The sequence below is a fragment of the Soonwooa sp. genome (assembly GCF_032062245.1).
Lineage (GTDB): Bacteria > Bacteroidota > Bacteroidia > Flavobacteriales > Weeksellaceae > Soonwooa.
Window position 1 is genome coordinate 1 of the sequence record NZ_DAMBQF010000019.1, and the last position, 25893, is coordinate 25893.

Annotated in this window: 27 protein-coding genes and 2 pseudogenes; 6 read left to right on the forward strand and 23 right to left on the reverse strand. The window is 34.3% G+C overall.

Translation table 11 applies throughout. The features are described 5' to 3' along the window. Positions 1-88 precede the first annotated feature (88 nt). From RT037_RS09655 to RT037_RS09720, 16 genes and pseudogenes are all read right to left on the reverse strand, one after another. Entirely contained in the window at positions 89-1012 is a 924-nt protein-coding gene (locus tag RT037_RS09655) for a glycoside hydrolase family 2 protein (protein WP_313030494.1), read from the reverse strand. Between the two features lie 201 nt (positions 1013-1213). Further along, positions 1214-1732, reverse strand: coding sequence for a glycoside hydrolase family 2 TIM barrel-domain containing protein (locus tag RT037_RS09660; RefSeq protein WP_313030497.1), 519 nt, complete (start codon positions 1730-1732; stop codon positions 1214-1216). Between the two features lie 24 nt (positions 1733-1756). Further along, positions 1757-2464: a glycosyl hydrolase 2 galactose-binding domain-containing protein gene (locus RT037_RS09665; RefSeq protein WP_409529555.1), complete on the reverse strand. Its 708-nt coding sequence runs from the start codon at positions 2462-2464 to the stop codon at positions 1757-1759. A gap of 126 nt (positions 2465-2590) precedes the next feature. Further along, positions 2591-3253 carry a copper homeostasis protein CutC gene (locus tag RT037_RS09670; protein ID WP_313030503.1) on the reverse strand — a complete coding sequence of 221 codons (663 nt, stop codon included), beginning with the start codon at positions 3251-3253 and terminating at the stop codon, positions 2591-2593. Between the two features lie 60 nt (positions 3254-3313). Further along, on the reverse strand, positions 3314-3862 hold the full coding sequence (locus tag RT037_RS09675) for a hypothetical protein (protein WP_312323767.1): 549 nt from the start codon (positions 3860-3862) through the stop codon (positions 3314-3316). 53 nt (positions 3863-3915) lie between these two features. Further along, entirely contained in the window at positions 3916-4422 is a 507-nt protein-coding gene (locus RT037_RS09680) for a hypothetical protein (protein ID WP_312323765.1), read from the reverse strand. A gap of 11 nt (positions 4423-4433) precedes the next feature. Then, positions 4434-5246: a hypothetical protein gene (locus tag RT037_RS09685; RefSeq protein ID WP_313030509.1), complete on the reverse strand. Its 813-nt coding sequence runs from the start codon at positions 5244-5246 to the stop codon at positions 4434-4436. 13 nt (positions 5247-5259) lie between these two features. Then, positions 5260-5955, reverse strand: coding sequence for a hypothetical protein (locus RT037_RS09690; protein ID WP_313030512.1), 696 nt, complete (start codon positions 5953-5955; stop codon positions 5260-5262). A 3-nt stretch (positions 5956-5958) separates the two neighbouring features. Next, the gene (locus RT037_RS09695; protein ID WP_312324570.1) at positions 5959-6612 is read right to left on the reverse strand and encodes a hypothetical protein; all 654 of its coding nucleotides are present in this window, start codon (positions 6610-6612) and stop codon (positions 5959-5961) included. A gap of 31 nt (positions 6613-6643) precedes the next feature. Then, entirely contained in the window at positions 6644-7186 is a 543-nt protein-coding gene (locus tag RT037_RS09700; protein ID WP_313030517.1) for a hypothetical protein, read from the reverse strand. A 165-nt stretch (positions 7187-7351) separates the two neighbouring features. Then, positions 7352-8008, reverse strand: a pseudogene (locus RT037_RS09705) (isoaspartyl peptidase/L-asparaginase family protein); the annotation flags it as partial. 57 nt (positions 8009-8065) lie between these two features. Further along, a pseudogene (locus RT037_RS13885) lies at positions 8066-8539 on the reverse strand (family 20 glycosylhydrolase); the annotation flags it as partial. A gap of 4 nt (positions 8540-8543) precedes the next feature. Beyond that, complete coding sequence (locus RT037_RS13890; protein WP_409529553.1) at positions 8544-8687, reverse strand: glycoside hydrolase family 20 zincin-like fold domain-containing protein; 144 nt, start codon at positions 8685-8687, stop codon at positions 8544-8546. 71 nt (positions 8688-8758) lie between these two features. Then, positions 8759-8956: a hypothetical protein gene (locus RT037_RS13895; RefSeq protein ID WP_409529554.1), complete on the reverse strand. Its 198-nt coding sequence runs from the start codon at positions 8954-8956 to the stop codon at positions 8759-8761. A gap of 91 nt (positions 8957-9047) precedes the next feature. Next, positions 9048-10064 carry a T9SS type A sorting domain-containing protein gene (locus RT037_RS09715; protein WP_313030520.1) on the reverse strand — a complete coding sequence of 339 codons (1017 nt, stop codon included), beginning with the start codon at positions 10062-10064 and terminating at the stop codon, positions 9048-9050. Positions 10065-10180: 116 nt separating this feature from the next. Continuing rightward, positions 10181-11350 carry a proline dehydrogenase family protein gene (locus RT037_RS09720; protein ID WP_312322931.1) on the reverse strand — a complete coding sequence of 390 codons (1170 nt, stop codon included), beginning with the start codon at positions 11348-11350 and terminating at the stop codon, positions 10181-10183. A 131-nt stretch (positions 11351-11481) separates the two neighbouring features. On the opposite strand from RT037_RS09720, the gene aroB reads away from it, so the two are divergent. From aroB to RT037_RS09735, 3 genes are all read left to right on the forward strand, one after another. Beyond that, the gene (aroB, locus tag RT037_RS09725) at positions 11482-12552 is read left to right on the forward strand and encodes a 3-dehydroquinate synthase (protein WP_313030526.1); all 1071 of its coding nucleotides are present in this window, start codon (positions 11482-11484) and stop codon (positions 12550-12552) included. Between the two features lie 193 nt (positions 12553-12745). Further along, complete coding sequence (locus tag RT037_RS09730) at positions 12746-13375, forward strand: porin family protein (protein WP_312322934.1); 630 nt, start codon at positions 12746-12748, stop codon at positions 13373-13375. Positions 13376-13540: 165 nt separating this feature from the next. Beyond that, complete coding sequence (locus RT037_RS09735; RefSeq protein ID WP_312322935.1) at positions 13541-14152, forward strand: porin family protein; 612 nt, start codon at positions 13541-13543, stop codon at positions 14150-14152. A gap of 48 nt (positions 14153-14200) precedes the next feature. On the opposite strand, the gene RT037_RS09740 is transcribed toward RT037_RS09735, so the two are convergent. From RT037_RS09740 to rpsA, 3 genes are all read right to left on the reverse strand, one after another. Then, positions 14201-14959, reverse strand: coding sequence for a T9SS type A sorting domain-containing protein (locus RT037_RS09740; RefSeq protein ID WP_312322936.1), 759 nt, complete (start codon positions 14957-14959; stop codon positions 14201-14203). A 105-nt stretch (positions 14960-15064) separates the two neighbouring features. Next, complete coding sequence (locus RT037_RS09745) at positions 15065-16027, reverse strand: DMT family transporter (protein WP_312322937.1); 963 nt, start codon at positions 16025-16027, stop codon at positions 15065-15067. Positions 16028-16169: 142 nt separating this feature from the next. Beyond that, positions 16170-17960: a 30S ribosomal protein S1 gene (gene rpsA, locus RT037_RS09750; protein WP_312322938.1), complete on the reverse strand. Its 1791-nt coding sequence runs from the start codon at positions 17958-17960 to the stop codon at positions 16170-16172. Positions 17961-18212: 252 nt separating this feature from the next. On the opposite strand from rpsA, the gene RT037_RS09755 reads away from it, so the two are divergent. Further along, a complete protein-coding gene (locus RT037_RS09755) occupies positions 18213-19520 on the forward strand; it encodes a DEAD/DEAH box helicase (RefSeq protein WP_313030532.1) in 1308 nt (435 codons plus the stop codon). Positions 19521-19596: 76 nt separating this feature from the next. Here the strand turns inward: RT037_RS09755 and RT037_RS09760 are convergent, their stop codons facing one another. Continuing rightward, positions 19597-21996 carry a TonB-dependent receptor plug domain-containing protein gene (locus RT037_RS09760; protein ID WP_313030534.1) on the reverse strand — a complete coding sequence of 800 codons (2400 nt, stop codon included), beginning with the start codon at positions 21994-21996 and terminating at the stop codon, positions 19597-19599. Between the two features lie 92 nt (positions 21997-22088). Here RT037_RS09760 and RT037_RS09765 point away from each other — a divergent pair, with 92 nt between their 5' ends. Beyond that, entirely contained in the window at positions 22089-22430 is a 342-nt protein-coding gene (locus tag RT037_RS09765) for a MerR family transcriptional regulator (RefSeq protein WP_313030537.1), read from the forward strand. Positions 22431-22469: 39 nt separating this feature from the next. On the opposite strand, the gene RT037_RS09770 is transcribed toward RT037_RS09765, so the two are convergent. Then, a complete protein-coding gene (locus tag RT037_RS09770; RefSeq protein ID WP_313030539.1) occupies positions 22470-23054 on the reverse strand; it encodes an OmpA family protein in 585 nt (194 codons plus the stop codon). A 2-nt stretch (positions 23055-23056) separates the two neighbouring features. Continuing rightward, a complete protein-coding gene (locus RT037_RS09775) occupies positions 23057-23602 on the reverse strand; it encodes a hypothetical protein (RefSeq protein WP_313030543.1) in 546 nt (181 codons plus the stop codon). Between the two features lie 152 nt (positions 23603-23754). Between RT037_RS09775 and RT037_RS09780 the strand changes: the two genes are divergently transcribed. Then, complete coding sequence (locus tag RT037_RS09780) at positions 23755-25068, forward strand: helix-hairpin-helix domain-containing protein (RefSeq protein WP_313030545.1); 1314 nt, start codon at positions 23755-23757, stop codon at positions 25066-25068. A 101-nt stretch (positions 25069-25169) separates the two neighbouring features. On the opposite strand, the gene rluF is transcribed toward RT037_RS09780, so the two are convergent. Beyond that, a complete protein-coding gene (gene rluF, locus RT037_RS09785; RefSeq protein ID WP_313030547.1) occupies positions 25170-25892 on the reverse strand; it encodes a 23S rRNA pseudouridine(2604) synthase RluF in 723 nt (240 codons plus the stop codon). Between the last annotated feature and the right edge of the window lies 1 nt (position 25893).

A 25893-nucleotide genomic window follows, 5' to 3' on the forward strand; every position in this document is an offset into this window, starting at 1 on the left:
TAATTCATAATTCATAATTCATAATTCATAATTCATAATTCATAATTCATAATTCGTAATTCATAATTCATAATTCACAATTAAAAAACTACTGCATCGTATCCCACAAGCTCATCACTTCAATTTTATCCAAAGCTTTTGAAAGTTTAATTGTTCTTTTCTCGTTAGGAAGTAAATCAAAGAAGTTATCGGAAAAATGTGTGTCGCCCATCAAATAAATATCTTTTGCTAAAACATCTGTAGAAACTTCGATTTCGGTTGGTGAAATTTTCTTGATTTTGATATTGGGTTTTGGAAGTTCCAAATCTTTTGGTTTTTCCAGAAACAGGTTATTTTGAACTAATAATTTATCATTTACATCCAAAAGTTTTACAACAATCAAACTTTGTTTTCTTTCAGTTTCATCAAATAAATTTTCCACTTCTATTGGATCAAATTTTAATTGATCTTTAAGAACCTTCCCATTTGGAGCGCTTGAAATTTCATTAATTAATTTACCATCAAAATCAAGAACCTTAATTTCTATTCGAACATCTTTATAAGTTCCTAACCCGTCATTTACAGCATAAAAATTCAGAAGATTATCCTTTTCAAAACCAAAAACAGCAATATTCTCAAAACTTCGTTTTGTTTGATAATGCAAAGCTTTCCAGTTTCCCAAATAGTCAATCGCCGACCACGAAACCACTGGCCAACAATCGTTAAGTTGCCAAATTAAAGTTCCCATATTGTAAGGCTTGTTTCGGCGGTGCGCTTCGATGGCGATTTGCATTCCGCGAGCTTGCAACAACTGCGAAACGTAATTGTATTGCACAAAATCGGTCGGGACTTTATAATCCTTTTCCATATATTTATTAATGATTTCCCAACCTCGAGGCTGCTTGTGATGCGCCTGAATAATTGGAATTTTCAAATTCAAATCTGGCGTTCCCGAAAACATTGCTTTTATAGCTTCCAAGCTTGGCATTCCTTGAAAACCATATTCCGAAGCGAATATGCGGTACTTTTTCATTGTAAATTTCAAAAGGTTGTTCGCCCCACCAAACGCCCAATTATGTGAATCGCGTTCGGTAGGACTTTCTTTATGTCCCCAACCAATCGATGGCGAGCTCGTCCCGTAAATCGCATTGGGAGAAATTTTTTATAAAGTTTTGGGAATTACTTCATGAAAAATCGTTTTTTAATCCTTCCAAACTTGTAAAGAATCGGCTTTTTAATAGTTGAATTGTTTTTGATAACCCCAATTGACAATCGCTTCGTCCGCTTCATTATTTCCACACCACAACGCCAACGACGGATGATTTTGCAAACGTTTTACTTGACTTTTAACTTCTTTTTTTACATTTTCGTGAAAAGATTCATCGCTCGGATAAAAACTTCCCGCAAACGCAAAATCTTGCCAAACGAGAATTCCATTTTCGTCGCAAGCTTTGTAAAATTCTTCATCTTCGTAAATTCCTCCACCCCAAACGCGAATCATGTTCATGTTGGCATCTTTGGCATCAGCAATTAATTTATGGTATTTTTCTTTCGTAATTCTAGGTAAAAAACTATCGGCAGGAATCCAGTTGCTTCCTTTGATGTACAAAAGTTTTCCATTAACTTTAAAATAAAAAGATTTTCCTTTTTCATCTTTTTCTTGAACCAATTCAATCGTACGAAGTCCGATTCTTTCGGTTTGACAATCGATGACTTTTCCTTTATTAATAACAGAAACTTTAAAATCATACATTTCTGGTTTCCCTACACCATTGGGTTACCACAATTTTGGTTTTTTAATTTCAAAAGGAAAAGAAACTTTGTTAAGTTCACTTTTTAGTTTTAAATTTTTATAGATTTTCCCATTAATAGAAACGTGAAGTTTTTCTAAATCATCATTGCCAATTTCAGGTGCATCTATTTCGGTATGAAAAACTAGATCTGCTTTTTTAGTATTGATCGATTTTGGGTCAACTCTGATATTTTCAATTTTGGCTATGTCCCAAGTAATGAGTTTTACATCTTTCCAAATTCCAGCGGTTACCAAACGAGGTCCCCAATCCCAACCGAACTGATACTGCGCTTTTCTGACCAAACTTCTCGGACTTTCGCACAACTGAAACGGAATTTCCTTTGCTAATTCTTTTCCTTCTTTAACGCCTGATGTAAATCTTATCGTCAAAACATTTTCACCTTCACGGAGATAATCGCTCAAATAAACAACTTCTGGCGCAAACATATTCAAGGTTTTCGTGAGCGGACGACCATTGATATGGATTTCTGAAAACGCATCTAAACCTTCAAAAATCAAGACTTTATTAAGATTGCTCCACTCTTTATTGGTTATCGTATAATGACTTCGATATTCCCAATCTTCATTTTCTATCCATTGCACTTTTTTCTCATTTTCGTCTAAAAAAGGGTCTGGAATAATTTTGTGCGTCATTAAATCGGTATGAACTGTCCCAGGAACTGAGGCTTTCAGCCATTTTTCATCCTAGACATTTTTGAATTCCCAGTTTGAGGAAGAAAGACTTCACTTGGTGGCTTGAGACGACATAAAATTTAATCCTATTAAAAAAATGATGAATGAAAAAAACTTCATGGCAAATTATCTAAGTTGTTGTAGTAATTTCCTCAATTCTTCAACATCGATATTTTCTGAATCTGCCGAAATACAAGCCGAATGCAAATAATCAAAATCTTGCTTTAGCTCTGCGATATTGGTCGATCTAACGCCACCGCCCACTAAAATTGTTATACGATCGCCAGCCAAGTTTTTAAGTTCTTTTAATTTATCCAAACCTTGCATTGCCGAACTTGTGCCGCCAGAAGTCAGGATGGTTTTAAAACCGCATTTGATAATGTCTTCCAAAGCTTCTTCTTGATTCTCGATGCGGTCAAAAGCGCGATGGAATGTACACGGAATGCCTGCTGCGTGGCTCATCATTTCAAGATTTTTGTCAAAATCAAAACGATTATTTTCATCCAAAATGCCGAATACGAAACCATCCGCACCAACTTCTTTTAACATCATAAGGTCGGATTTCATTTGTTCTAATTCTTTTTCATTGTAAAGAAAATCGCCACCACGAGGACGAATCATGGCATAAATAGGTACGTCTGATTTTTGTTTTAATTTAAGCAAAGTTTCGATATTTGGCGTAATGCCGCCCAAAGAATAATCTTCGCAAAGCTCGATTCTATCGACATTTTCTTGAATGGCTAAAAGTGCGGAAGCTTCGTTAAAACAAGCGATTTCAATTTTTGACATAATTTGACTTTTCACAAATATAAAAAGTAAAGGCTCTCAAAATTTGAAAGCTTTATGGGTTTATTCATCTTCTAAAACATCGGCAATTAAAAACTTGCCATCTTGCGCTTTGACTTTGATAATGCGCGGATAATTCTCATTAAAACCGACATCGCGAATATTAACATCAAAAATTAGAGTATCATTTTTCTGGCTAATTACATCAGATTTTGTTACTTTGATGTCTTGCCAATCTTGACCAGAAATTAAAAATCCAGTGCCAATTCCTGCTTTTTTAGTATCAAATTTTGGTTTCCATTTTTTATCAAACTCTGCTTGTGTTAATGCATCATCGACATCCAAATCAACATTGGTTGCATCCGTTTTGTAATCGTAATAATCATTAGTGGTCATCGTTTGCATCGCTTTGTTATAATCGTTATCCGATTTAAAAAATGCTTCGATGGTTTTCTTAAGCCAATCTTTTGCTAAAGTTTCGTTTATTTTAGGCGGATCCATTGTTTCAACTTTTACAGAATCTTTTTTAACAATAGGTTCAGTAGCAATCGTCTCTTTTTTATTTTGACAAGCTAAACAAAAAATTAAAATAACAGGAAGTAAATATTTCATCGTATGTGTCTTTAAAAATTGCTTCAAATTTAATTTAAAAAATAAAAAAACGTTTATTGTTTATGAAGATTAAAAGTTACATCGGTCTCGACGCGATACATTTTTTTAATTTCTTCAAGAGATTGACCTGTATAAAAAACCAACATTTGATAATAGTCATTTTTCAGATTGGTCAATTTCATATTTTTTCCATCGTTAAATAATTCGACAGTCATCACGCCGGGATACCAAGTTACCGTCACTTTATTATCGTTAACATTGTATTCTCCCATGTCGTTTACTTCTATGTCACCATCATACAAATATAATCGGTTATCTTTGGTGAAATAAAATGTTTTGCCTTTCCAATAAGTATTCAGAGGGACTTCGACCTCGGGCGTACCTGGAACAGTCATATAAAGTTTGCCGTCGACATTGTCAACAATCCACTTGCCACGAAGACTTTCTCGAGTTATAGTCGGTGGTAAATCGTCATCTGTTTTGTCACCGCAACCCACTAGAACAGCAATGCTAAGACATAACATCGAGATTAAAATTAGTTTTAAATAATTGTTTTTCATAATCTAATATTTTAATTGAAAAATGAATTAATATTACTAGTAATAAAGTTTTTGTAATCAGCGGCATTGGTACAATGTCCTTCTCCAGGCGCAATTAAGAATTTACTTTTAGCTTTAACATTAGCGTTTGTATTCGATTCAATCCCAGCTTTAAAATCTGTCCCATTACCGCCTGTCGCCCCGTCAGTCGCATTTGCCATGTACAACACGGGCAACTTTAGTGCGCTGCCTTTCCATTGGTCGCCGCCGCCACACTCAATAATTAGCCCTTTGATGCCCTCAATCGGTTGGCCGCCGCTGCCCATCTGTCCCGGAAGGCTGATGCCAAGACTAAGGTTACCACCTTTAGAAACGCCTCCTACAACAACATTGGATCTTGAAATGTTGTACGCAGGAGCTTCTTTACTTATAATTTCCTCAATATTTTGTTTGAATTTTATATTGCCGTCTGCGTAAGAGCTTCCTTTCTCATAAGTCGTTACAATGGCAACAAATCCCATTTTAGTAATGGCTTCGCATTGATTGTTTAACGAGGCATCATTAACATTTCCGCCATCGCCAACACCAAGAATGACAATACCTCTGCGCGCATCTGTTACAGTTGATTCTGGATAGTATGCTCGGTAATTAAAATTGCTTGCTTGGATATCTTTTGTCAAAACCTTGTATACTCTAGGCAACGGAAGCGGTCTTTTTGTTGCTCCCTTTTTTAAAAGTTCGTAATATCTATCTGTTATTTCTTTCGAAATAGTTTTTTGACTTTTAAAATTTCCAATTCCTAGAAGTGACGCCATAATGACGAATAATTGTGTTTTTGTTTTCATGGTAATTATTTTTTTAATTAGAGTTTTTAAATTGTAAATCATAAATGATATTTGATAAAGTTTTAGCATTCTTATCCGTTTTAATTAGTCTCGCATAACCTAAATTGTTATCTATAAAAAACCAATACGAATTGTCTAGTTTTAAAAAATGAGCATTTAGAATTTGTCGTTTTGAAATTGTGTTTGAATCCAAATTAACCGTGTATCTATCAAGAGCTGATATTTTAAAAGTTTGAAGTAAATCGCCTTTCTTATTATATTTTTGAAATCCATTTTTGGAAGAAACTTTAACAATATTTTGTTTTGAAAGACCTAATGGATTAATCTTTTTGGGTGCGTCAATAACTTGATAAAAATCTCTATCCGACAACAAATTAAAATCTCGAATCCACAAAGTATCGGTTACAATTCCTTTTTTTGAACCTTTCATTAATCCAGCATAACCGTAGCTAAGGTGTGCTTTTGTTTCGCAGTTTACGTCTTTGTAAGCTTGAGATGATCGATCTGGTGTTGCAAATTTTTGTTTGTGCACCAGCATAAAAAGCATCTCGCCCTCAACATCTACTTTGTACAAAGCGTTTGCAGTAGGATCTGTATCTATAATCTCTTGAAAGCATTTTGGAATAGTTTCTTTTTTTTGTCCAAAAGCAAAACATGAAAAAAGTGCAAAAAGAAGCGTAATTGTTTTAAAATTTAGTATCGTAATCATTTTTTATTTTAATTCTAGTTCGTATTGTAACATGATTTTTTCTTCGCCTTTGTTAAAACTTAAATTTCGATAATGCGTCACTTTTCCTTTATTGAGAAGTGATTTGACAAGATAATCGTCTGCTGGATGCTGATCTAGCACAAAAGAACGGCCGTCTGCAATTGTAACTTTGGCGCTAGAAGTCGCAAAAATGATATTGGTATAATCATCAATATCTGTTATTAAAAGAGGAAGCGATATCCCAAGATTAGCAATATTTGCAGAACTCGTAACTTCCAAAGGCGGAAGATTGTTGGCTGAACAATTTTTCTCCGCGGCTTGTGGCGCAAGTTGATAACCAAAATTAAAAGTCGGACAAAACTCCGCATAACTCCATGTAGAACTGTGGAAGGGATACAACAAAGTATTACCGCGCATCACCGCAATGGCTTCGTAAATACTTAGGCTAACTTTGGAAGACGAATTGGTCTTGTGCCAAACCTTTACCAATTTGACACTTAGTTTTTTTCTAAGCTTAATGACCTGTCCTGTAATAATTGGTTTTACCTCTATTTTTTTTACATTCTCTATTTTTCGAGGTCCGCTTTTTTCTTGTGCAGAAAATGTTTGGCTTATTCCGACAAGTAATAATGCTAGGATAACATTTGATTTTTTCATGATATGTGTTTTTTAAGATTTTTAAATAATTTTATTTTTTAATTAAATGAAAAACAATATCACTAGGCACTCGATAGATGCTCTTCACTTTGTCTAAAGGTATTTTGGTTTGTGAAGCCAGAATTGCGTAGAAAGATTCTGGACTTTGTGTCATCGTCATATTTTGTCCAGAATTTGTTACCGAAAACGGCATCGAAAATTGGCCACTGTATTTTGGAATGCTGAAAGCTTTGCCATTATCAACAATTGTATAATCGCTACTAATCATCACCGAATTACCATTAATAACATCTACTTTTCCATTGTTTTGAAACTTAAATATTTTCCCAATCAAAAAGCTAATCGGCGCCTCGATTTCCATGCTACTCTTCTCAGGTTTTACATAGATATGACCATCAACTCTTGCTATTTCCCAAGAACCAATAACCTGCATTGGTAAGAGATTAGTATTAGCTTTAATATTTGATGTTTTCGGGAGGTCTTTCACCTTCTTAACACTAACTTTTTGCGCATTGGCAAAATTGGTTGACAAAATCCCGAGCAACAACATAAAAATTTTAATCTGAGTTTTCATGATACTTGTTTTTATAGTTTAAATGTCAGAAGATTTGTTGCTAAGTTTCGGTACCAATTGTCTAATGGTTGCTTTGACTTGTCGAATGGCGAAGATTTGCACACAAAACACAAAAATGCCTCAGAATAACTTCCAAAGCATTTTTTATTTTTTATGAATTAAAATTTATTTTAAACTAAATTCTGGTTTTTCTAAACGATTTCCCTTTTGATCATGCACTGCAAAGCTAAACCCATCCTGAATACAATATGCGCCATACTCACCTATTTTGTTTAAGGCTACAAAGCCAACTTGGATATCTTTCAAATTTTTTCCTCGACGTTTTGCACTGTTTACAATACGTTCCACAGCTTCTTTACAAGCTTTTTGTGGTGTTCGGCCTTGTCGCATCAATTCTACAACGAGATGCGTCCCGACGGTTCTTATAACTTCTTCGCCGTGGCCAGTTGCCGTTGCTGCACCAACTTCGTTATCGACAAATAATCCAGCACCAACAATCGGCGAATCGCCTACTCTCCCATGCATTTTGAAAGCCATTCCGCTGGTCGTACACGCACCCGACAAATTGCCATTCGCGTCCAAAGCAATCATTCCAATTGTATCGTGATTTTCGATGTTGACAATCGGTTTGTACTTACTTTCTTTTAACCATTCTTTCCATTCTTTCTCGGATTCTGGCGTTAGAAGATTTTCTTTTTTAAACCCTTGCGAAATCGCAAATTCTAAAGCACCATCGGCAACTAACATCATATGTGGCGTTTTTTCCATAACCGCACTTGCCACCGAAATCGGATTTTTCACATGTTCCAAAGCTGCAACCGAAAGTGCCATCATTCTTGGAAAAACCATATTTTCAACATGTTTGAAATCCAAAATATATTCTGTCCAAAGGTTTCCTTGTGTTCCCCAAATAAGTTCACTTTCCTTCTCCGACAATTCACTTGGAATTGGGTTATAATTATAAACTTTTTGCAATCTCACATCGCCACCAATCGCGATTGGTTCTGTATCTGGACTTCCTTAATAGTAACCGAAATAATTGGTAGAAGTTGGCGTCATAATCGCTTTGTGGCCATTTTTTGCAGCATGAATTCCACCTTGAATTTCGGTCCAGCTCATCACCGTTGCGTTGGGCGCTAAACCGTCTTCCAAAATTTCGTCCCAACCGATGATTTTTTTGCCTTTGGAATTGATATACTTTTCCATTCTTGTAATGAAATAGCTTTGCAAGCAAATTTCGTCTTTTAAGTTTAGTTTTTTAATCAAACTTTGACAAAACTCGCTTTGCTTCCAACGGATTTTAGGTGCTTCATCTCCTCCAATATGGATATATCGATACGGAAATAGTGGCATCACTTCATCTAAAACATTTTCTAAAATCAGATTGATGCTCTTCGATCAATTGTAAAAGTGTCTGCACACCGCGGAAAATTCCAACATTGGTGTAAGCCGTGATCGAAATTCCGTTTTTATCGATTTTAAGACTGTACGATTCTGCCATTTTATCGGAAGGTTCTTTTATTCGTAGAACCGCCAATCTAATTTTTCCAGATTTTCCAATTTTAAAATCTTTTACAGTATTTTTTTAAGTTGATTTTTTAGATAATCTGCTTCTGAATGTGAATCAAGACTTTGAATTCCAAAATCATGGGATAATTGTAAAAAACCTTCATTAATTTTGACGGTTTCAGGTTTGGGAATAAATTGATTTTGCGTTATAATTTGACTTGACAACAATAAGACAGCAACTGAAAGCAGAACCTTCTTCATTTTAAAAACTTTGATAAAATAAATATACTTATTTAACACAAAAAAATCCCCATCAAAATTTGATGAGGATTTGCTTTTTATAATTATAAGTTTAATCTTTAATAAGACGTAAGACTTTAGATTCTGTATCAGTTTTAATTTTAATAGTATAAACTCCAGATTTCAAATCAGAGACATTGTAGTTTTCTGAAATTGGTAATATTTTTACCAATCTTCCACTAGCATCAAAAATCTCCACATTCTTACTTAAAATTTCTTTAGGAATACTTAATTTGAAATCATTTTTAGCAGGATTTGGATACAACCTAACACGATTATCATATTGTAAAACTTCTGTGGTACCTAGAGTCGTTTTAGTATATGTTATTACAAAAGGCATATCTAGTGGATAATCGGGCGCTGAAGCTGGATTTCCATTATCAATTATTGAAGTCCAAGTATTACTAATTGCATCATTTTGTTTTGCATTAAAAGTCGGTAATCCTCTAGATCCGACAACCGTTACTGAAGGAAGAAACCCCGCATTAGCCATTACAATATTTTGAAGTTGATATTTTATCCAATATGTTCCAGCATTAAGTTTTACAGGAGTATTTGCTTTAACTTTCCAAATCGCACGCGTAGTGCCTGGTGTAACAGTATTTGGCACCATTGTGTTACTTGTTCTGTACATTAAAGCATCTACCGAGGAGGCAAATCGATTAGTTGTATCATCTCCAAAAACAGATGTTGCACCTGAGACCGACGGATCCGAGCTAAAAATATTAACTCTTACTGTGTTAAAAGGGCTCGTAGTACCTGTATAGCCAGTTTGATAAGCAAAAAAATCTATGGAAACGATATCCCATTGCTCACCTGTTGGGATAGTAAAATCATCTGCCAAAAAATAAGATGCTGTAGAAGAAGAAGAAGTACCTCCTAGTCCAAGACTTGTATTAGATTCGGTAGTGTTTCCTGTATTATTTTGCAATTCTGACCAAGTATAACCTGCTGGTGCCATTGTTCCATTTTTTGCAGTTGATCCAGTTGATAGCTCTCCGTTACTATAAGATTGTGCGATTGTAAAGTTGGCCATAGCAATAGCCAAAAGAATAGATGTTCTTTTCATGGTAAATAAATTTTAGTTTTAACCAAAGTTAATACTATTTTTAAATTATGCAAATAATTTTAACAAAAAAATCCCCACCAAAACTGATGAGGATTTATTTATGTTTAAAACAAAACTTAAGCTTGTTTTCTACGTTTCAATTCTTTTTCGATAAGCCCAAGCTCACGCCCAGTTTGTCCAGCAACAGACGTATTTTCTTGTGCTCTTCTTGTCAAATATGGCACCACATCTTTCACAGGTCCATAAGGAAGATATTTCGCAACATTATAACCTTTGTCCGCGAGATAATAACTGATGTTATCACTCATCCCGTACAATTGTCCAAAATATACATGCGGATTGTCGTGCTCCAAACCTTTAGCTTGCATTTTGTCCATAATTAGTTCAGTTGACTTTTCGTTATGCGTACCAAAAAACGCAGAAACTCTATCAAGATTATTCATCATAAAGTCGATACCAGCATTGTAATTAATGTCCGATGCTTCTTTATTTGGCTGGATTGGATCTGGATAGCCTTTTTCCGTAGCACGCGCTCTTTCTTTCTCCATATAAGCGCCACGAACAATTTTATAACCGATGAAGTAGCCTTTTTCCTTCGCTCTTTCAAGATGCTCAGCCATATATTCTAAACGACCAGTTCTGTACATTTGGATGGTATTCCAAACGATTGGTTTTTCCTTATTGTACTTCTCCATCATAACTTCGCAAAGTTGATCTGCAGCACCTTGCATCCAAGTTTCCTCAGCATCAACCATTACTTTTTTGTCGCTTTCGTAACACAATTTACAAACATCATCAAAACGCTTAACAACACGCTCCCACTCTGCTTTTTGACTTGTGGTCAACTCTGCGCCTTTACCCACTTCTTCATATAAGTCGATTCGACCAAAAGCGGTCGGCTTGAAAACCACAAACGGAATCGCCGGATTACCAACCGAAAAACGAACAATATCTTTAATTTCTTTACAAAAAGCATCAAAAGTCTCTTCATCAACTTTTCCTTCGATAGAGTAATCGAAAATACTTCCTATCCTGTGTTTGAATAAAGTTTTTACAACTTTCATACTTTCCTCACGCGTCTCGCCACCGCAAAATTGCTCGAACAAAGTTTGCTTCACAATACCATCAACAAAAGGAAAATTATTTCTAACCACAAAGTTAAGCATCGAAACGCCCACACTTGTCAAACTTGGATTTTCGATCGCCTTGAACATCCAAAAAGCCTTTTTAAGTTGTGCATCTGTTTTATCTGCAAAGGCCAATTTAGTATCATTAAAAATACTCATATCTTGAATAAAATTTGAATCTTCAAAATTAAGCATTCCTACGCATTAAAACTTGTATTAAACCAAAAAATAATACATTCTAAAAACCTATTCTTGCTGAAAATTCTCATATTTTTGCAAAAAGGCATTTTATGATTACTTTATTAGACGATGATTTCTCGGGATTAAATCAATTTTTAAAAGAAAATTCGGCGAGCAAAATATTTATTTTGGTTGATGAAAATACCCACGAATATTGCCTTCCTACTTTGCTTGGCAATATGGAAACCAATGTTCCGTTTGAGATTATCGAAATAGAAGCTGGTGAAGAACATAAAAATATCGGAACTACGATTCAACTTTGGGAAATCCTTTCCGAGTTTGAAGCTGACAGAAAAGCTTTGGTCATCAATCTTGGAGGCGGCGTTATCACTGACATGGGCGGTTTTGTCGCGTCGACTTATAAAAGAGGAATTAAATTCATCAATATTCCGACAAGCTTATTAGCAATGTGCGATGCTTCCATTGGTGGGAAAACAGGAATCGATCATCAATTTTTAAAAAATATAATTGGCACTTTTGCAGAAAGCGAGCAGGTTTTCATTTATCCTAAATTTTTAAAAACATTAGATTTTATCCAACTCAGAAGTGGTTTTGCAGAAATGCTAAAACATGGTCTTATTGCAGATGCCAAACATTGGGAAGATCTCATTAATATTACAGAACTGTCCGAAAACAGTCTTGAACCATACATTCTTAAAAGTACAGAAATAAAACAAGACGTTGTCGAAAAAGATTTTAAAGAACAAAATATTCGTAAAAATCTAAACTTCGGACACACCGTTGGTCACGCCATCGAAAGCCTTTACCTCGCCAATCATCAATTACTTCCTCATGGTGAGGCTGTAGCTTCGGGCATGATTATCGAGACGCATTTATCTTACCTAAATCAATTAATAACTGAAGAGATGAGTTTGGAAATCATTAATACTATCCGGAGATTTTTCCCTTACGTTGATATTTCTCAATATAAAGAAGAAGATATTTTGGCGCTGATGTTTAATGATAAGAAAAATACGGAAGGCAACATCAATTTTTCATTAATAGAAGGCATAGGAATTGGAGTTTTTGATCAAAAAGTTAGCGAATCTAAGCTAATTTCTGCCTTAGATTTTTACAAAAACCTAAAAAATCAGTCAAAATTGGGGATGATTATTGAGTAAAACCAAACTGTTTTTTAGATTATTTTAAACAAATCACAACCCATTAAACATCAATATTTTAAACTCTAAATTTTAACAATCAATGAAGAATAATTAAATTAAATTTCGAAATAAATAAAGATTTTGGCAAAGTATTTGAAAGTACTCTTGGCGTAAAACAAAAAATTAAAATTGAAATTTAAAATTTAATATTATGAAAAAGTTATTTGTAGGATTAGCAGTTGTAGTAGGATCAATGTCATTCGCACAACAATTCGGTATCAAGGCGGGAGCTAACATTTCATCAATTTCAAAAGACGGGTTTGAGGACTCAAAATCAAAAGTAGGATTTTACGGTGGTCTTTTCATGAATGCACCACTTTCTGAACAATTCAGCATCCAACCAGAGGTTTTATATAGCCAACAAGGTGCTGAGGTTAAAAGAACTTACACAGCTTTAGGGAATACAACAACAATTGATGGTAAGTTAAATTTGGATTATATCACAGTACCTGTAATGTTCCAATTCAAAGCGACTCCAGAATTTTATATTGAAGCTGGACCAGAATTTGGTTTCCTAGTTAACGCAAAGCAAAAAGGAGATATCAAAGTTAATGGTAATACTGTAGCTTCTAATACTTACGATGCAAAAGACAACTATAACAGCTTTAACATGGGAGCAGCTTTAGGTGTTGGTTTCAACGTTACAGAAAACTTCGGAGTTAATGCTAGATACGTTGCTGGATTTACAGACATTAATAAAGATGGTAACACATCATTGCAAAATGATGATAACAAAAACAGAAATAATACGTTCCAAGTTGGATTGAATTATAAATTCTAAAAAACATTAGTTTAATATAACAGGAAGCTCCAAGAGGGCTTCCTTTTTTTATGAAAAATATCAGCCTTCTATCATTGAGTAACATAAAATAGTTAAATTGCAGAGCATTTAGTATAATTCAATAACTAAACAAATATCTATTTGAAAGTATTTTAACTCTATATTATGAAGAAATTATTTTTAGGAATTGCGACAACGATAGCTTCGTTAAGTTTTGCACAGCAATTTGGTTTTAAAGGAGGACTTAACGTATCATCAATAACTAAAGAAAAAGATTTGGATGACACAAAGTCAAAAATTGGCTTTCATGCTGGGGTTTTTCTTAATATACCTTTCTACAATTCGTTTAGTATTCAACCAGAAGTTATCTATAATGATCTAGGATCAAAAGTTACCTATCCTAAAGATAAAGGTTCTTATAGTACTAATTTGGGATATATTTCTATACCAGTAATGTTTCAGTTTCGACCGGTTCCTAATTTCCATATAGAGGCGGGACCAGAATTTGGATTTTTAGTAAATGCCAGTACAAAAGTTAAAGATAGCAACGGTAACTCGACGACATCTAACTTTACTAAAACTGCTAAAGAAGATTTTAATAATATAAATATGGGATTAGGAATCGGAACAGGATTTTATTTCTCTAAGAATCTTGGTTTAAATATTAGATACACTTTAGGCTTTACAGAAATCGGAAAAGCAGACCGTCCACTAGGAAAGGTTTACAAAGACTCTAAAAACAATGTATTACAAATAGGATTAAATTATAAACTTTAATTCAACAAATAAAAAAAGGCTGTCAATTGACAGCCTTTTTATTTAGTGTTAATTCTTCACGAACTTAGAAGTCGTTTGTTTAGAATTTTCGTCGGTTACTGTGATCATGTAGCTTCCCGCTTTAATAGAAGAAACGTCGATTTTATTATCTTTCAAACTTTCTGCTTTTATCAATCTACCAGAGAAATCGGAAATTTTCGCCTCTGTCAATTTGGAAGAAGACTTAATGATTAACATATTCTTGACTGGATTGGGATATATTTTAACATCATTTTTAGCAACATCAGAAACCGCTAAAGTACCTTGGGAAATTTTAAAATCATCAAGTATTAAATAGAAATCCCCTGTCCCAGCTTGCTCTCCAGAAACACGAAGTTTGAAACCCGCATTTTTAAGCACCTCACCTTGCGGAATTTGGTAAGAAAAAGTTGTGCAAGTCATCACTTTATCCAAAGTAAAATTGCCTATCTCCTTATAAGTTGTACCACCATCGGCAGAATATTCTACTTTCATACTTCCTTCTACTTTCCCAGAAGTACCCAATAGGTAAGTTCTGTATTTGAAATCGACAGTAATTGAAGCTCCATTAGACGAAAATGATGAAAAAGTCGTAGAACCAACTTTTCCACCGCTCCAAAAACTACGGATAAGAGCATAAGAGCCTTCACAAACTGGTGTTGTTTTACTTCTAAAAAAACTAACATTACTATAGTTTCCATTATCAACTTCAAAACCTTGGTTATCGTTAATTTGACCAAAAGATAAAGCAGCAATCCCGACTGCTAAAGAACATAAAACTTTTTTCATGAAATTATTTTAAATTTAGGATTGCAAGAATAATCAAAATTTTAGAAACAAAAAAATTCGCAAGTAAAAACGAGCGAATTTCATAATATTTAAAGCAAAAGCTTATTAATTTAGTTTTTTCTGCGGTAGATTCATTAAGACTATCGCAAATAGTATCATTGCAATTCCGCACCATTGGATGGCTTCTACTTTTTCATTTAAAAGGATGAACGCCATGGCAACAGAAACTGGCAACTCCATAGAGCTGATAATACTTCCCAATCCTAAACCGGCTTTTGGAAACCCAGAATTAAATAAAATTGGTGGTAAAATTGTTCCAAACAGAGATAGAATTAATCCATATTTAATAAAAATACTAAAATCAAATGCTCGGATATTAGCGGGATTATCCGAAAAATTAAAATAAAAAGCTTTTAATCCATCAAAATAATAAGGTCCAATCTGTCCAAAGAATAAAAACAAACTTACAATAATCCCTCCACCGCAAAGCATGAATAAAGTTTTACGAAGTGGTGAAGCATAGGTTGCAATCGTATTGGCAGCAAACATTGTTGTAGCAAACGACGATGCAGCTAACAATCCCCAAATAATTCCTCGCCAATCCATTGCAATATCCTGATTGATAATGTTGGTTGCCAAAAGTGTCCCTGCAAGTACAATTGCGACAGAAATCATTTTTCTAAGACTTGGTAATTCTTTTTTAATAAAAGCTTCGATTACAACGCTGATCCAAACCGACTGCATCAATAGCACAATCGCCACCGAAACATTAATATATTGTACCGCTAGATAATAAAACAAACTGGTACATCCCATGGAAGTCCCTGCAAGCAGTAACTTCTTTTTATCAACTGCAGTGATGCTTGGATAAGCTTTTTTTGAAAATTTAGCTTGATAAAGATTTAACAATAGCATACCTAAAATCCCTAAAACAAATTGAGAAGTTGTTACTTCGGCGGTTGTATATCCTTCTTTGTAAGCCAACTTAACAAAAGTGGCTAACATCCCATAAAAGCTGGCTCCTAGTCCTACTAAGATCACACCTTTCAAAACATTATTCTGTTGCATAATTTCTTTTTAATCCAATGTCTTTTTGATATTTAAAAACAAAGGGCGACAAAATTACGCCTATTTTTTGAATCCTAAAAACATCCCACAAAAAAACCGCTTCATTTCTGAAGCGGCTTAGTATTTAAAAGTGGATTAAGGATTATTTACCTTCTTCCATTCTCTTTTTCAATTCTGCTAGAGCGTCGATATCTCCAAGAGTTGATTTTTCTTCATTGCTAGAAGATCCAGCAACTGCTTTGTTAGAAGATTCTCTTACAGCTTTTTTCTCCTCATCTCTGAAGATACCTGTGTGAGATACAACTACTCTCTTGAATTCTTTGTTGAACTCGATTACTTTGAACTCAGCAGTTTCTCCTTTCTTGATTTTAGATCCGTCTTCCTTCTCTAATAATCTTGATGGGCAGAATGCTTCAACTTCAGCATCTTCGAATTGTACAGAAGCTCCTTTATCATGAACTTCTACTGCAGTACCAGTGTGTACAGTTCCTTCAGCATATTTAGTTTCGAATTTATCCCAAGGATTTTCTTGAAGTTGTTTGTGACCTAAAGAAAGTCTTCTAGCTTGAGTATCTAATTCTAATACAACAACATCTAACTTATCTCCTACGTTGCAGAACTCAGATGGATGTTTGATTTTCTTAGTCCAAGAAAGATCAGAGATGTAGATAAGACCGTCGATACCTTCTTCTAACTCTACGAATACACCAAAGTTAGTGAAGTTTCTTACAGTTCCTACATGCTTAGAACCTACTGGATATTTAGTTTCGATATTTTCCCAAGGATCTTTAGATAATTGTTTGATACCTAAAGAGATTTTTCTTTCTTCTCTGTCAAGAGTTAAAACTTCTGCTTCAACCTCATCACCAACTTTCACGAAGTCACCTGCAGATCTTAAGTGAGTTGACCAAGACATTTCAGAAACGTGGATAAGTCCTTCTACACCTGGAGCGATTTCTACGAAAGCACCATAATCAGCAAGAACAACTACTTTACCTTTAACTTTATCACCAACTTTTAGGTTAGCATCTAGAGCATCCCAAGGGTGTGCTTCTAATTGCTTCATACCCAATTGGATTCTTGTTTTCTCATCGTCGAAGTCAAGGATAACCACTTTAACTGTTTGTCCATCTTCAAGGATTTCTGATGGGTGGTTAACTCTAGACCAAGAAAGGTCAGTGATGTGGATAAGTCCATCAACACCTCCAAGATCGATAAATACACCGTAAGAAGTAATATTCTTAACTGTACCTTCAAGAACTTGACCTTTTTCAAGTTGAGCGATAATTTCTTTTTTCTGTCCTTCGATATCAGCTTCGATAAGCGCTTTGTGAGATACAACAACGTTTTTGAACTCAGGGTTGATTTTAACAACTTTGAATTCCATTGTTTTACCAACGTATTGATCATAATCTTTGATTGGCTTAACATCTATTTGAGAACCTGGTAAGAATGCTTCGATACCGTGTACGTCAACGATCATACCACCTTTAGTTCTTGACTTAACAAAACCGTTAACGATTTCTCCAGTTTCGTGAAGCTCATTAACTTTATCCCAAGCTTTAAGCGTTCTAGCTTTTCTGTGTGATAATTGTAATTGTCCTGTTTTGTCTTCTCTTTTGTCAACCATTACTTCAACCTCGTCACCTACTTTTAGACCTTGGTTGTAACGGAATTCGTTAAGAGAAATTACACCTTCTGATTTGAAGTTGATATCAACGATAGCTTCTTTATCTGTTAATCTTACAACTTTACCAACGATAACGTCGTTTTCTGCAAGATCGTTAAGAGAACCATTGTAGATTTCTTCTAATTCTTTTTTCTCTGATCTGTCTTCTGCGTTAAGACCTGATTCGAAAGAATCCCAATCAAATTGTTCTGGTGCTACGTTTTGGTTTAATAAAACCTCTGCTGAATTTGTCTCTTTTGACATAATTCTAATTTTAATTTGTATTCCTATTTCTTTTTAGTTTCAGCTAAAATGGACTAAAGAAATTCGGAAGATGTTAATTTATAATCATTTACCTCGCTGAAATCACTCCATAAAAAGTGGTGCAAAAATACAATTATTTATTGACATAAGAATATATTTTATTTAATGTTTTAAGTTTTTTTGGTTTGGTTTGAAAATATTAAACTTTAAACCTTAAACTTAAAACTAAAAACGAAACCTTATCTTTGCAGCATGAATTTAGAAGCTATTCTTAAAAACTTGCAGATTCAGGAACTGAATCAAATGCAAAAATCAACATACAAAACAACCGAAAATTACCAAGACACGGTTTTGCTTTCTCCGACTGGATCGGGGAAAACATTAGCTTTTTTACTTCCTGTTCTTCGAAATTTAAAACCTAAAACAAAAGGTGTTCAAACTTTAGTTTTGGTTCCAGCACGCGAATTGGCTTTACAAATTGAGCAAGTTTTTAAAGCCATGAAAACAGATTTTAAAGTGACCGTTTGTTACGGTGGTCATGACAAAAAAATTGAAGCTAATAATCTTATTGAGGCTCCAGCTCTTTTGATTGGAACACCTGGAAGAGTTGCTGATCATTTAAGACAAAATAATTTTGATCCTTCAAGCATTAAAACCTTGATTTTGGATGAATTTGATAAATCATTGGAGTTTGGTTTTCAAGAGGAAATGAGCTTTATTATTCCGACTTTAGAAAATCTTTCCCAAAGAATTTTGACTTCTGCAACGGCAATGGAAGAAATTCCTGAATTTACAGGTTTACAAAATGAAAAATACATCGATTTTTTGAAATTGGGTGAAGCAAAACCTGATATTCATTTCAAAAAAGTGATGACAACGGCTGAAGATAAACTAGATACGCTTTTCCACTTAATTTGTAAAATCGGAAATAAAAGAACCTTGATTTTCTGTAATCACCGTGAAGCTGTAGATCGAATTTCCGAGCTTTTACATGAAAAAGGAATTGAAAGAGAAACTTTCCACGGCGGAATGGAGCAAGACGAACGTGAGCGTTCTTTGTTGAAATTTAGAAACGATTCGGCGAGAATTCTAATAACAACCGATTTGGCTGCTCGTGGTTTGGATATTCCTGAAGTGGAATCGATTGTTCATTATCAACTTCCTGCAAAAGAAGACGCGTTTATCCATAGAAACGGACGTACAGCCCGTATGAATGCGAAAGGTTTTGCGTATTTAATTATGAAAGAAGGCGATAATTTTCCTTTTTTAGAGAAAGATATTCCCGTTGTTAATGTCAATGAAGAAACTCGAATTCCTGCGAAAACACCGTTTGAAACGTTGTACATCAGCGCAGGAAAAAAAGATAAAATCAACAAAGTAGATATAGTTGGATATTTAATCAAGAAAGGTGAATTAGAAAAAGATGACGTTGGTTTAATTGAAGTGAAAGACACGACTTCGTATGTTGCGATTTCTCGAAAGAAAATAAAAGACGTCATTAAAAAATTAAGCACCGAAAAGCTTAAAGGCAAAAAAGTAAAAATGGAAATTTCTTATTAATTTCTCATTAAAAAAGCCAATAGTTCTTTGCTATTGGCTTTTTATTTTGAATAAAAATTTCAATCTTTTTTTAAAATTAAAACTCGACAATAATTCCCATATAAGGCAAAACGTGCTGTCTGTCTTGCTTTTCGTAAGTTAATTGATAAGTTTGATCCTGAATTGGCGCCGAAGGATTGCTCACAATTCCGTTACCGTTGCCATCTCTTTCGATGTTGATGACGGGTAAATTACTAGGACTTTGGGATCCGTAAAGATTTACAACATCTACATAACCAGTAATTTGCCATTTCTTGAAAATCCATTTTTTCTCTGCACGAACATCTAATTGATGAACCAAACGGCCTCTTCCGGTGTTGAGTAAATTGTAATCATACACTGGTCCGTTCGCAACATTCCAAATACTTACTATGCTGGATCTAGAAGTATCATATGGTGTTTCTGGGAAACCGCTTTGCATTCTGAAACGGGCGCTTACGTTCCAATTTCGTCCAAAATATTTGCCAGCCGTTAAAGATGCAATATGTCTTGCATCCCAAGATGAAGCTAGCATTTTGCCATTTTTGTCATTAAATCTAGAATACCCAAACGTATAAGCGAAAATTCCGTAAAAATCATTATCTGTACGTTTTTGAGCTAGCAACTCAAGTCCATAAGCTTCACCTTTTGAACGCGAATCCAAAGGTTCGAGACCAACAGCACTTCCCGAAGCTCCTAGATTGGCTAGACTGACTTGATTTCTCAATGAAAAAGGATACTGACTGTATTTTTTGTAATATCCTTCCAGCGTGATTCGTAAATTTTGATCGCCGTTATATTCTGTTCCCACAACAAACTGATGATTTTTAATGTATTTTAAATCAACTTTATTTATGTAAGCATTGTTAATTGTAAATCCTAAAGCAGTAAACGGCGGTAACTGATAATAAATTCCTGTATTGAAGCTTATTCCCCAATGATCATCAATTTTATAATTGAAAGCGATTCTTGGTGAAAATTGCTCCAAAGGATTGCTTGTTAATTTTGAGTAGGAAGCTGCATCTAGCCGAATTCCTGCCGAAACACTCAATTTGTTATCGAAAAATTTATTGGCAGTTTGCGCATAGAAACCGTACTGCATAAAATTCATGTCGGTTTCGTAATCGTCATTATTTATGTTATTTTGAGAAATGTAACGGTTTACGGAATGGTTGTAATAATTTAAAAGTCCAAGATTTGCTCCCGCACTCCATTTAAAACTTCCCATCGTCCAATTTCGGTCGATTCTTAACTTATGTTCCAGTTCTTTGGAATGATAATCGAGGATTAAATTTTGAGGTTCTTCAATATTTTTAAAATACTTTTTGGCTTTATTATCAAGCCAATTTCGACTGAGCGTAAAAAGCCAATTTCCATTTTGTGCAAGATGACGGTAACCAACGCCTAACGTATAATTTCTTTGCGGAGAAATAGGAAGTCTATCCAGCAAAGCGTCATTTTCAGGTGTTTTCTTTGCATTAAAGTTAAGTTTAAAATCATCAATAGCTCCAATTCCTAAAAAATACAATTCGTCACCAGATTTATATTTTTTTGATACCTTAAACTGTCCGTCATAATATGAAGGCAAAAACGGCAAGCCAATCGATTTAAACATCATCTGAAGATTGGAGCGACGCGCAGAGAACAATCCTGTCCAAGATTGATCTTTACTCAAAGGACCATCCGCCATCAGCTGCATATCATCTATTCCCAAAACAAATTTGTAGCCTAATTTATCCTTTCTTGCTTCTCGAAAATTAAATTCAAACAAAGAAGAAAGTACGCCATTTCTTTTCGCCGGAAAAGCGCCACTGTAAAAATCAACATCTTTCAAAAAATCAACGGTGATAATGCCGCGTGGCCCACCAGAAGCACCTTGCGTTTGAAAATGATTAATGGTCGGAACTTCAATGCCATCGATGTAATATTTATTTTCCATGGAAGAACCACCACGAATCAGTAGATCATTTCTGAAACTTGTGGTTGTAGCAACACCGGGAAGCGATAAAAGAGCTCTAGAAACATCTCGATTAGAACCTGCATTTTTCTGAATTTCTTCGCTGGTAATAGAACGCAGAGAAACTGGACTTTCGGGCGTGGTTTTGTATTTTCTTTTGCTAAGGACGACTTCCGCAATATTAGTTTCGGTAGCTTGCAGCTTTGTTAAACCTACAGAATAACTTAATTTTTGGTTCGGAACAATGTCTACATCATACAAATAAGACTTTTGATAATCGTCTGCAATAATTTCGAAAGTATAATTTTTAGCGTGTAAAGAATCGATAGAGATGCTTCCAACACCTTCGTACACGCGGTCGGTCTTTACATCTCTTACTTTTCCGGAAAGTGGTTTGTTATCGAATTGATCGTGTAAAGAGATGCTGATTCCACCAGTTTGCGCCATTAATCCCGCAGAAGCGAAAGAAACTCCCAGAGCTAATAAACTTTTTACTTTCATAATTTTTTTATTTTCTTCAAAGATAAGATTTACTTATTCAACATTCTTTAGTTGTGGTAATTTCACTAATTTTGTATTTATTTACATTTTTCATGAAGATTAATCTACCGGACAAACTTTATTATTCTATTGGCGAAGTTGCAAAAGCATTTGACGTTAATACTTCTTTAATAAGATATTGGGAACAGGAATTCCCGATTATTAAACCTAAAAAGAATAAAAAAGGGAACCGATATTTTACGCCAGAAGACATAAAAAATTTAAAGATGATTTACCATTTGGTGAAAGAAAAAGGATATACGTTGGACGGCGCACGCATTGCGTTAACTACAAATACAAAAATTTCTGAAACTGTAAGTATCCTCGACCGGCTAGAGTTTGTTAAAGCGGAACTTAAAAAACTAAAAAAATCATTGGACACACTTCCTGAATAAAAAAATGCTAGCCTTGTGGTTAGCATTTTTGTTTAAAAATTAAAGAGATTGTTGTGTACTTACTTTTATTTCTACTCGTCTATTTTTTGCTCGTCCCTCAGGGTTGTCCGATCCATCGGGATTCGTATTAGGTACTATTGGATCTTTTGCACCTTTTCCTTCTGTCAAAATTTGATTTTTAAGACCTTTATTTTCTAACCATTTTTTAACGGCATTTGCTCGTTGATCCGATAATCTTTTGTTATAATTGTCAGAGCCTTTTGCATCGGTGTGACCTACAACCAAGACAGTGGCCTCCGTTTTTCCATTGATGTCGTCAAATGCTTTTTGCAACTCTGCATCAGCTTCTGGTTTCAAAACCGCTTTATCAAAATCAAATAATTGGTCGGCAGACAAATTGATTTTAATATTAAGGTTGCTAACATTTCCTGTCAAACTACTTCCTCCATTATCAGAAGATTCCATTGTAGTCGTAGGTTTTGTTTCTTCAACCATTTCGTTTTGGTTATCCGTCAAAACATGTTGTTGGACAGAGTCGGATTTGATAACAACTGTCGTTTTTTCGGTTTTAGTACACGCCATAAAACCTAAAGTAGACACTGCTAATATATATGAAAACCTCATGACTATCGTGTTATTGGGATTGCATCAAATGAATCAAAATCTGGGATATTTAACGTAATCGTTTTGCTTGTTTCTGGCGGCGGTGCAAATTTTAAACTAACTGAAACGCCATTTTTTTTATATTTTGTTGAGAATTGTATTCTGTCGGAACCAGAAGATTGTAGAGGCGATGCTTGATACTTTCCTTCATCATCTTTTAGAACATCATGTTTTTTTGCTTCTGCATCATCCACGTAGTTAATTTGGTTAATATTGATTACATGAAGAGGCGTATGCTCATCACTTTCTTTTACTGCCTTAACATTTAATTCGACATATAAAACTTTACCAACAACTTTAGCCTTCGTTACAGAGATTACCTCGCCATTTAAAGATTTTGTGCTTAACGCAACAGGCGTTTCAACTTGAGTTTTCACAATCTCCTCGGGAGCTTTCTCTTCAGGCTTTGTAATTTCGGAGCTTGGGGCACTTTCTACCGATTTTTCTTTCTTTGCGTCTTTACACGCAACAAGCGCGAGAGAAGCAATGACAAATACTAACTTTTTCATAATTTTTATTTTTTGGTGTTTGTAAATTTTATTTTAAATCATTACGAGCATTTCAGTAAAGTATTCGTAATTAAATTTAATCTTAATTAAAAAAGAAAACAAGTGAAATATATTCTATAAATATTGTAATTTTAACAATAAATACTAACATCATGAAAACGCAATTTTCCTATCAAATAAGACGGAAACAAATAATTGCTTTATTAATAAGTAGTTTGTTTCTTTTAAGCCTTCAAATTACATTCCATTTTTACAAAAATCAATTTTCTAAATCCTCAGAAAACATTGAAAATCTGACTTTTGCGCCAACCGAGAAGATACAAAAATCAATAACGCCGTTTAACCCGAATGATTTACACATCGAGGATTGGCAAGATTTGGGGTTTTCGGAAAAGCAAGCTTCAACCATTCTGAAATACAAAGATTTGGTTGGTGGAAATTTTATTTCGAAAGAGCAACTAAAAAAATGTTATGCTATCTCGGACGAAAAATTCAAAGAGCTTGAAGCATTTATTTTGTTGGAAAATAAAGAATCGACAGAAAAGTCTAGCCACTCAAAAATTGCAAAAAATTTAAACATAAATGGGAAGTTCAATCCTGATAAACTCTCGCAACAAGATTGGCAAAATATGGGATTTTCGGAAAAGCAAGCAGCAGCGATTTTAAAATATAAAAACTATCTCGGCGGAAGTTTTGTGTCAAAAGAAAAATTAAAAGATTGTTTTATCATTAATGATGAACAGTTTTCTCAAATGAAACCTTATTTACTTCTTCCTGAAAAAACGCCTGACAATTTCAAAGCTTTTGCTAAAACTAAAACAGAAATTAAATACAAAAATTTTGATCCAAATCTTTTAGAAATTGACGATTGGAAAAAGCTTGGTTTTAGTGATAAACAAGCGCAAGTTATCGTTAATTATCGCGATAAAAACCTTAAAGGAAGTTTTCGAAGTTTAGAAGATTTTAAGTCGTGTTTTGTGATTTCTGAGGAGAAATTCAATGACTTAAAAGCTCATATTATTCTCAATCCTAATAATTTTAAAACAACAAATTCTGAAAAAATCATTGCAAAACAAGAAACCGACTTTTCGAAATTAGACTTAAATAAAATTACATTTAAACAGCTAATTGAATTTGGTTTTGATGAAAAAGCAGCAGGAAGTTTTATTGGTTTTCGCAAAAAACTTGGCGGATTTATGAACACACAACAGATGCTTGACACTTATAATATTGACAAAGACCTCATGCAAAAGTTGATAAACACTTGTAAATTTTCAACAGACGATGTGCAAAAATATACTTTGGTTGAAGCGCCTGAAGAATGGTTGAAAAATCATCCTTACTTCAAATACTCAGCGGACAAAATTATCTTCTACCGAACAACATATCCAAATGATGAAAAAATCTGGAAATTTTTAAAACTAAAACCAGAATACGAAACGAGAATGCGTTGGTACACGAAATAGGTCTTGGTTGATGGTTTAATAAGGTTTAAGGCAAACTTAATTCATAATTCATAATTCATAATTCATAATTCATAATTCATAATTCATAATTCATAAAAAAATTAATCAAATGTTTTGGAAGAACCTTCTAGAAGTTGATTAAGTTCTGATAATTCTTCTTTTGTAAGATCTCGCCATTTGCCAATCGGAAGATCAAGCTTGATATTAAGAACTCGAATACGTTTTAACTTTTTAACATCGTAACCAAGATACTCGCACATACGACGAATTTGGCGGTTAAGACCTTGTGTCAACACGATTCTAAAACTCATGGTATCGATTTGTTCCACCTCACATTTTTTAGTCACTGTGTCCAAAATAGGTACACCATTTCTCATTTTATTTAAGAAAACAGGCGTAATTGGCTTGTCCACTCGGACAATATATTCTTTCCCGTGGTTGTTTTTAGAACGAAGGATCTTGTTAACAATATCGCCATCAGAAGTCAATAAAATTAAACCTTCACTAGGTTTGTCCAAACGACCAATTGGGAAAACACGTTTTGGATGTTGGATGTAGTCGATAATGTTGTCTTTTTCGCGCTTTGTATCTGTAGTACAAACAATGCCGACAGGTTTATTAAAAGCGATGTAGACATGTTCTTCTTCAGTTTTCCTGATTGAAACACCATCCACACAAATTTCGTCTTCGTCAGAAACTTTAGTTCCCAATTCTGGTTTTACACCATTTATTGTAATTCGTCCTTCTTCCAAAAGCTTATCAGCAGCTCTTCGCGAGCAATATCCAACTTCTGACAAATATTTATTAATACGTGTTTTTTCCATT